We start from the raw sequence: 8,134 nt of genomic DNA on the forward strand, positions 1-8,134 counted from the left end.
ACAAACTCAATGTTGAGCTTATCTTTAAATTTTCTTATTAGAATAGACCAAGGACAGTTCCATCACTTTCAACATCCATGTTGAGGGCAGCAGGTCTTTTTGGAAGACCAGGCATGGTCATAACGTCACCAGTAAGTGCAACGATAAAGCCTGCCCCCAATTTTGGTACCAATTCACGAATAGTAATTTCAAAGTTTTCAGGTGCACCAAGAGCATTTGGATTATCTGAGAAACTATATTGAGTTTTAGCCATACAGATTGGCAATTTGTCCCAACCGTTTTGTACGATTTGTGCGATTTGAGTTTGAGCTTTCTTCTCGAAGTTTACTTTGCTACCACGATAGATTTCAGTGACAATCTTTTCAATCTTTTCTTGAACAGAAAGGTCGTTGTCATACAAACGTGTATAGTTAGCTGGGTTTTCGTCAATTGTCTTGACGAGAATTTCAGCCAAAGCCACTCCTCCTTCAGCTCCATCAGCCCATACGCTAGCTAATTCAACTGGAACATCAATTGAAGCGCAAAGTTCTTTCAAGGCTGCAATTTCAGCTTCTGTATCAGATACAAATTCGTTAATTGCAACAACTGCTGGAATACCAAACTTACGGATATTCTCAACGTGGCGTTTCAAGTTAGCAAAACCTGCACGTACTGCTTCTACGTTTTCTTCTGTCAGAGCATCCTTAGCCACTCCACCATTCATCTTAAGAGCACGAAGTGTTGCGACAATGACTACTGCACTTGGAGCTGTCGGTAAGTTAGGTGTCTTGATATCCAAGAACTTCTCAGCACCAAGGTCTGCACCAAAACCAGCTTCAGTTACTGTATAATCAGCTAAACGAAGAGCTGTTTTCGTTGCCAATACAGAGTTACATCCGTGAGCGATATTTGCAAATGGACCACCATGTACAAAGGCAGGTGTACCATAAATTGTTTGAACCAAGTTTGGTTTGATAGCATCTTTCAAAATCAATGCCAAGGCGCCTTCAACCTGTAAATCACCAACTGAAACAGGAGTACGGTCATAACGGTATCCGATGACGATATTGGCCAAACGGCGTTTCAAATCTTCAATATCCGTTGCCAAGCAAAGGATAGCCATGATTTCTGAAGCAACAGTGATATCAAATCCATCTTCGCGAGGAATACCATTAAGAGGACCACCGAGTCCAACAGTTACATGACGAAGAGCACGGTCGTTTAAGTCAACAACACGTTTCCAGAGAATACGACGCTGGTCGATTCCTAGCTCATTTCCTTGGTGCAAGTGGTTGTCAATCAAGGCAGAGAGAGCGTTATTGGCTGTTGTAATGGCATGCATATCTCCAGTAAAGTGGAGGTTGATATCTTCCATTGGTAAAACTTGAGCATAACCACCACCAGCAGCTCCTCCTTTAATACCCATGACAGGGCCAAGAGAAGGTTCGCGGATAGCAATCATGGTTTTCTTACCAATCTTATTCAAAGCATCAGCAAGCCCAATGGTAATGGTTGACTTACCTTCACCAGCTGGTGTTGGGTTGATAGCAGTGACTAAGATCAACTTTCCAACTGGATTTGCTTCAACTTCACGAATCTTATCAAAGCTAAGTTTAGCCTTATACTTTCCATACAATTCCAAATCGTCTGCAGAAATCTCAAATTGGTCAACGACCTCAACAATTGGTTTTAAATCAATACTCTGTGCAATTTCAATATCTGTTTTCATAATGAACTCCTCTAACCTCTGATGTGTTAATTCATTATAACACAAAACAAGATTTTTAACAGACAAAAAGCTTGATAACGTTCGTAAATATAGCGACATCAAAGGATTTACCGCCCACTATTTAAATTTTTATATGCCTTTATAAGTTTTAACTATAGATTAAGATTTCGACTAATTCAAAAAGTAGCTATCAATTTCTGATAAATTGTGTAGAATTTGACTATTAGAAACTCCTATTTGCTCAGCTAATTCAATTGAATACTCAAAACGAAGACGTATATTGATAGATAAATCAAAAGAGTAATCCTGTAATCGTCCTAGTTTATGATATTTATCTATAATATCATTAAAAATAATCTTGTATTTATCATCTAAGTTTTTGATATGGTTATCTAAGTTTTCCCTGTAATTTTGAATTAATTCCTGTTCCCTATCACTTAAAATCCCTTTGCCTATTTCCCAAATTATTGAAGTAGCAATTGAACCTACTACTGCTCCTAAGACAGGGACAGGAATAAGTGTTTGACCAACACATGAACCAATTGTCGCTAATGTTGTATCCAATGTATTGATAGTTATAAAATTTATAAATTCATCCTCAGTAATCTCATTTGTTCTAAGTTTAGTAATAATATCTACCATGCCGTAACTTGCTGTTACAAACGCACTTGCATAAGGAGCACTCATTTTAAAAACATTAGTGAGACCATAAATCGCGTAACCTGATATAGAAGCTTTTACCGCACCTTCCACTGTTTCTAATCCACAGTCTAACCAATCTGATTGTTCAAATTCAAAAATTGTTTTTCCTTCTTTGTTTTTCCCATACACAGCTGACATTAATGCTAAACCACCTTGTAAAAGAAAAGTATTTTTTGCAATCTTGTTAGCTTCTCTTAAATTTGGTAAAGAATTTTTTTTGGCAAGAATTTTCTTCTTAGCTAATTCTCTCCGCTTTACTTTGACCTTTTTATCAATTTTTATTTTCTCTAAGTCTAATACTTTATTAATTGAATTTCTTTGAGCATCATCATAATTTAGAACAGATGATTTCATCCAAGATTTATATGAAGTAAGTCCCTTTCTTTCGGTAATATCATTGATCATTTGTCGTATATCAGTAATTTGTTTAATAGACAATTTTTTACCATTAAATTCAACTTCTTTGGCGCCAGCCATAATTTTTTCGTATACTAACACGTGATCTTTTGGAAACATCATTTTCATTTTTTTACTGTAATGAAAAGATTGACATAGTTCATCACGTAAATTATTATAAAACTTCATTTGAATGGTATTTCTACCAATTAATAAATCGGCTGGTCCATTATCATTCAATACTTTTACAATAGGATTTAATCCTTCAAAAGCTCTTCTCGCATTCACAATTCCTGCTTCTGCAAATTCAGCAATAAAACCGTGACCGCCGTATTCACCTCCACGATTCTTTAGAATAACGTCTTCAATGTTATTTCTAGCATAGTTTAAGATTTTAGAGGCATTGTCCTTGTTTAAAATGACATGTCGAGCTTCATCATCAATCATTTTCATAGCAATTTGTAAGTCTTGAATTCTCAAGTTGTTTAAACAATTGACATATGCACCTATCCCTTGATAAAATGCTCTATTAACAGCCTGATTCATCATTTATTTTAATTTCCTTATTAATCATCGAAGTAAGTGAGAGGGTTGAATTTACTAAACTACCTGCTTGATACTTTTCATCATCTGTAAATAAGTTATAATCTTTTCCAATTAAAGAAAGATTAGCTAAATAAATCTCCTCAGTTTGCTTTTCAATTAAATTAATTAATTCACTAATTTCTATTATTGATTTATCAGTTTGTCTAATTAATAACTCAATTTTCTTTTGTTCATCAAGCGCTTCTTTAGCTACTTCTTCATTTTTTTTATTAGCAAAAACACCTGCTCCGACAGACGCTGTTAACATTAAGCCAGCAATCCCCCAACCAACAGGGCCCACCATGGCTAAAAAGGCATTGCCAGCAGCCATACCTCCTCCGCCTGCTGCTAGACTTCCTCCACCTAACCAAGCTAATGCCGCACTATTTGCTGCTGCACCTGTCAAGCTAGAAATTGCTGTTCCTGTTGATGCGACACCAAAAGTAGTTGCAACTCCCATAGCTGCAGTAGGACCTAAAGTTGCGACTGTCACACCTAAAGCACTTAAAGAAGCTGTAGCTGCCGTACTACCGCTGGCTAATTCTGCTTCTTTGATTGCCTGAGTAATAGCTAACTGCTTATCTTCGAAATTCTGTATTTCAACAATTATTTCGTCTAATTTTGTTTCAAATTCTTTCGGTTTATTTGCTAATTTACTAATTCTTTCTTCAATGATTTTGACAACTTTGATCGCCTTGTCTCTACTTTTATAAAGCTCAGTCGATTTATTCGTTAGATCTGTGGCTTTTTCATTATATGTTTGAATAGATTCATGATAGTTCTCAACGGCTTCGGACCTTAGTTTACCATTAAAAAGATCTATTGAATCAATTTGTGATTTTGCTTCCGTTGCAACTTTACCAGCTTGATTAAGCGTGCCAGATGCAACCTCTGTTACTTGTTGAACAGTATCATTCGCTACTGTAGCAGCTTGACCTGAAACGTCTGAAACAACATTTCCTATCTTATTTGATACATCTCCTATTACTTTTACAGAATCTGATAATAAATCTCCTGTAACTTTCCCAGCGCTATCTAAAGCTTTTCCAGCTTCATTAAGTACGCTACTAGTTGTCTTACTAGCATCATCAATTACTTTACTAGCTTCTTTAACCATATTATCTGCAAACTTAAAAAAGTCCATAACGGCTTCCCCTTTTCATCTATAACTAAAATAATTATCTTATATCTTAAATTAATTGTCAATAATAATATAGTTATAAAGTTTAGTTATATTTTATCGCTTTCATTTTACTTACTGCTCATTTTTTTGTACAATAGTTCTATGAAAATTTTAGTTACATCTGGTGGTACAAGCGAAGCAATAGATCGAGTTCGCTCCATTACCAACCACTCTACTGGTAGACTTGGTAAAGTAATAACTGAGACTTTACTAAATGCTGGTCACCAAGTTTGTCTGATTACTACGCAACAAGCGTTAAAACCAGCACCACACTCAAATTTATCCATCATTGAAATCAAAAACACTTCCGATTTACTCCAAGAGATGAAACGGATTCTTCCTAATTATCAAGTTTTGATTCATTCCATGGCAGTATCTGACTATAGTCCTGTTTACATGACTGGTCTTGACCAAGTCCAAGCAAGCCAAGATTTAAGTGAGTTTTTGCATAAGAAAAATATGGAAACAAAGATCTCCTCTAAGGATGAGGTGCAAGTCCTATTTCTCAAGAAAAATCCAAAGATCATCTCTCTTGTTAAAAAATGGAATCCAAGTATCCATCTCATTGGCTTTAAACTGCTTGTCGATGTTACTAAGGAGCATCTAATTCAAATCGCTAGAGAAAGTCTTGAAAAGAATCAAGCAGACTTGATTGTCGCTAATGACCTCACTCAGATTAATGCTGATCAACACCTGGCTTATCTAGTAGAAGAAAAAGATTATCAGATTGCTGCTAGCAAACAAGAAATTGCTGACTTATTATTGGAAAAAATTCAGGGATTTGATCGTTAGAAAGGAAAATTATGGCTCGTATTACACTCGCTGTGACAGGCTCTATCGCCTCTTACAAGGCTGCTGATTTGGTAAGTGGCTTGAAGAAACAAGGGCATTCTGTGACTGTACTCATGACCCAGGCTGCGACTGCCTTTATTCAACCTTTAACCCTTCAAGTCTTATCACAAAATACAGTTCATCTCGATCTTATGGAAGAACCTTATCCTGACAAAGTCAATCATATCGAGCTAGGAAAAGAAACAGACTTGTTTATCCTTGCCCCTGCAACCGCTAATACGATTGCGAAAGTCGCGTACGGTTTTGCCGACAATATGGTTACTGCTACTGCTCTTGCTTTGCCAAACTATGTTCCAAAACTAGTAGCACCTGCTATGAATACCAAAATGTATGACCATCCAGCAACTCAAGCAAACCTAAAAACTTTGGAAAATTATGGTTACACAATTATTTCTCCTAAAGAATCCCAACTGGCCTGTGGAGACGTAGGACGGGGTGCTCTTGCTGATCTTGATACTATTTTACAACAGATAAAGGAAAAACTTCATGAACAAACGCTCTAATATTGCTCCAATTGCTATCTTTTTTGCCAGCATGATTGTCATTCATCTGCTGAGTTCTATTATCTTTAATGTCTTGCCCTTTCCAATTAAACCGACCATTGTCCATATTCCAGTCATCATTGCTAGTATCATCTACGGGCCACGAATTGGAGCCATCTTAGGTTTCTTGATGGGGATGATTAGCTTGACAGTCAATACAATCACAATTCTCCCAACCAGCTACCTCTTCTCTCCATTTGTACCAAATGGTAACATCTACTCCCTAGTTATTGCGATTGTACCACGCATCCTTATTGGTTTAACTCCATACTTTGTCTATAAACTCCTCAAAAACAAGGCAGGGCTCATCTTCGCGGGAGCACTCGGTTCACTTACCAACACTGTATTTGTTTTAGGCGGTATCTTCTTCCTCTTTGGAAATGTTTTTGACGGAAATATCCAAAAACTATTAGCTACTGTTATCTCAACAAACTCTATCGCAGAACTGATTATCTCAGCAATACTTACCCTAGTTATTGTTCCGAGACTTGAAAAAATCAAAAAATAAGAGGTCGGGAAAATCCCGACCTCGATTTTTATTTGCCCCAAGTAACTGACTCTGTATTTAATTAAGATTACAGACTTCTAAAAGTCCCTTTGACGAGACTATCTAAAAGTATGATTGTAAAGACTCACTGATATTGGAAAAGGCTTCAATCTTAGAAAAATATTTACTTTCCAACAGCCTTTTATCTACTTATTATTGAGCTAGACGTGCTTCTTCTAAAATCTTTTCAATTTTTGTCGTCAGCAAATCAATAGCTACTGTATTGGTTACTCCTTCTGGAATAACGATATCTGCATAACGCTTTGTTGGCTCAATAAATTGATGATACATGGGTTTTACCACACCAAGATACTGGTCAATAACGCTATCTAGGCTACGACCACGTTCTTCCATATCACGTTTAATACGGCGAATGATACGAACATCATCATCTGTATCTACGAAAATCTTGATATCCATCAAATCACGAAGTCGTTTGTCCTCCAAAACCAAGATTCCTTCTACGATAAAGACATCCTGAGGTTCTTGACGATAAGTTTTAGAACTTCTGGTATGGGCAGCATAATCATAGGTAGGAATATCAACTGGACGACCTGCCAACAACTCTTTGATTTGCTCAATCATCAAATCAGTATCAAAAGCAAAAGGATGGTCATAGTTGGTCTTAATACGCTCTTCAAAGGTTAGATTAGATTGATCTTTATAGTAGGAATCATGCTCAATCATAGAGATTTTTTCATTTGGAAAATGCGACAAGATTGCTTTAGATACGCTTGTCTTTCCTCCTCCAGATCCACCTGTTACTCCGATAATGATTGGTCTATTTTGCATTGTAGCCTCCTTGTTTTTTCCCTTGTCTATTTTACCATATTTTTGATAAATTTTACAGATGGAGTTTTCTACAAAATAGAAGAAAAAATCCTCATAGCTAGAAGCTACAAGGATTTGTAATTGAGGCTCTATAATATTTGTAGTGGGTAAATCCCCTATGGATCTTATGGAGCCTATTTTTGTGTAGAAAAAAAGTCCCATATGACCTATAATGAAAAGCGATCAAACAACTCATTAGAAAGAATCCTATGGAACAATTACATTTTATCACAAAACTGCTCGATATCAAAGACCCTAATATCCAGATTCTAGACATCATCAATATGAATACCTACAAAGAAATCATCGCTAAACTGGACTACGACGCCCCATCTTGCCCTGATTGCGGAAGTCAAATGAAGAAATATGACTTTCAAAAACATTCTAAGATTCCTTACCTCGAAACGACTGGTATGCCTACCAGAATTCTTCTGAAAAAGCGTCGATTCAAGTGCTATCATTGCTCGAAAATGATGGTCGCCGAAACCTCTCTCGTCAAGAAGAATCATCAAATTCCTCGTATTATCAACCAAAAGATTGCTCAAAAGTTAATTGAAAAGACTTCTATGACTGATATTGCACATCAGCTATCCATTTCAACTTCAACTGTCATTCGTAAGCTCAATGACTTTCACTTTAAGCATGATTTTTCTTGTCTTCCAGAGATTATGTCTTGGGACGAGTATGCCTTTACCAAGGGAAAGATGAGTTTTATCGCACAAGATTTTGATCAGCTCAATATCATTACTGTTCTTGAGGGAAGAACACAAGCTATCATCCGCAATCAC

Annotated in this window: 8 protein-coding genes; 4 read left to right on the forward strand and 4 right to left on the reverse strand. The window is 36.5% G+C overall.

What is annotated here, in order from left to right; translation table 11 throughout:
- Positions 1 to 37 precede the first annotated feature (37 nt).
- The 3 genes from TZ96_RS09665 to TZ96_RS09675 all read right to left on the reverse strand — a co-directional run bounded on the left by TZ96_RS09665 (position 38) and on the right by TZ96_RS09675 (position 4,535).
- A complete protein-coding gene (locus TZ96_RS09665; protein ID WP_045763900.1) occupies positions 38 to 1,708 on the reverse strand; it encodes a formate--tetrahydrofolate ligase in 1,671 nt (556 codons plus the stop codon).
- 171 nt (positions 1,709 to 1,879) lie between these two features.
- Complete coding sequence (locus TZ96_RS09670) at positions 1,880 to 3,355, reverse strand: hypothetical protein (protein ID WP_045763901.1); 1,476 nt, start codon at positions 3,353 to 3,355, stop codon at positions 1,880 to 1,882.
- The gene (locus TZ96_RS09675) at positions 3,336 to 4,535 is read right to left on the reverse strand and encodes a hypothetical protein (protein ID WP_080936322.1); all 1,200 of its coding nucleotides are present in this window, start codon (positions 4,533 to 4,535) and stop codon (positions 3,336 to 3,338) included. Before TZ96_RS09675 ends, TZ96_RS09670 begins: the two co-directional genes overlap by 20 nt.
- Positions 4,536 to 4,676: 141 nt before the next feature.
- On the opposite strand from TZ96_RS09675, the gene TZ96_RS09680 reads away from it, so the two are divergent.
- Genes TZ96_RS09680 through TZ96_RS09690 form a run of 3 tightly spaced genes read left to right on the forward strand, consistent with a single transcriptional unit; the run spans position 4,677 to position 6,476 of the window.
- Positions 4,677 to 5,366 carry a phosphopantothenate--cysteine ligase gene (locus TZ96_RS09680; RefSeq protein WP_045763902.1) on the forward strand — a complete coding sequence of 230 codons (690 nt, stop codon included), beginning with the start codon at positions 4,677 to 4,679 and terminating at the stop codon, positions 5,364 to 5,366.
- Positions 5,367 to 5,377: 11 nt separating this feature from the next.
- Positions 5,378 to 5,929: a phosphopantothenoylcysteine decarboxylase gene (gene coaC / locus TZ96_RS09685; RefSeq protein WP_045763903.1), complete on the forward strand. Its 552-nt coding sequence runs from the start codon at positions 5,378 to 5,380 to the stop codon at positions 5,927 to 5,929.
- Positions 5,913 to 6,476 (forward strand): ECF transporter S component, encoded by a 564-nt coding sequence (locus TZ96_RS09690; RefSeq protein WP_045763904.1) that lies wholly within the window; start codon positions 5,913 to 5,915, stop codon positions 6,474 to 6,476. Before coaC ends, TZ96_RS09690 begins: the two co-directional genes overlap by 17 nt.
- A gap of 192 nt (positions 6,477 to 6,668) precedes the next feature.
- Here the strand turns inward: TZ96_RS09690 and udk are convergent, their stop codons facing one another.
- Positions 6,669 to 7,307 (reverse strand): uridine kinase, encoded by a 639-nt coding sequence (gene udk / locus TZ96_RS09695; RefSeq protein WP_045763905.1) that lies wholly within the window; start codon positions 7,305 to 7,307, stop codon positions 6,669 to 6,671.
- Positions 7,308 to 7,555: 248 nt separating this feature from the next.
- Here udk and TZ96_RS09700 point away from each other — a divergent pair.
- On the forward strand, positions 7,556 to 8,134 hold a 579-nt coding region (locus TZ96_RS09700), incomplete at its 3' end, for an ISL3 family transposase (RefSeq protein WP_045762794.1).

Source organism: Streptococcus infantis, assembly GCF_000963255.1.
Lineage (GTDB): Bacteria > Bacillota > Bacilli > Lactobacillales > Streptococcaceae > Streptococcus > Streptococcus nidrosiense.

Bases quoted from the DNA above. Each gene is read 5' to 3' on its own strand.
- coaC (WP_045763903.1), top strand. From the start codon at position 5,378: ATGGCTCGTATTACACTCGCTGTGACAGGCTCTATCGCCTCTTACAAG.
- udk (WP_045763905.1), bottom strand. From the start codon at position 7,307: ATGCAAAATAGACCAATCATTATCGGAGTAACAGGTGGATCTGGAGGA.
- TZ96_RS09680 (WP_045763902.1), top strand. From the start codon at position 4,677: ATGAAAATTTTAGTTACATCTGGTGGTACAAGCGAAGCAATAGATCGA.
- TZ96_RS09690 (WP_045763904.1), top strand. From the start codon at position 5,913: ATGAACAAACGCTCTAATATTGCTCCAATTGCTATCTTTTTTGCCAGC.
- TZ96_RS09670 (WP_045763901.1), bottom strand. From the start codon at position 3,355: ATGATGAATCAGGCTGTTAATAGAGCATTTTATCAAGGGATAGGTGCA.
- TZ96_RS09675 (WP_080936322.1), bottom strand. From the start codon at position 4,535: ATGGACTTTTTTAAGTTTGCAGATAATATGGTTAAAGAAGCTAGTAAA.
- TZ96_RS09665 (WP_045763900.1), bottom strand. From the start codon at position 1,708: ATGAAAACAGATATTGAAATTGCACAGAGTATTGATTTAAAACCAATT.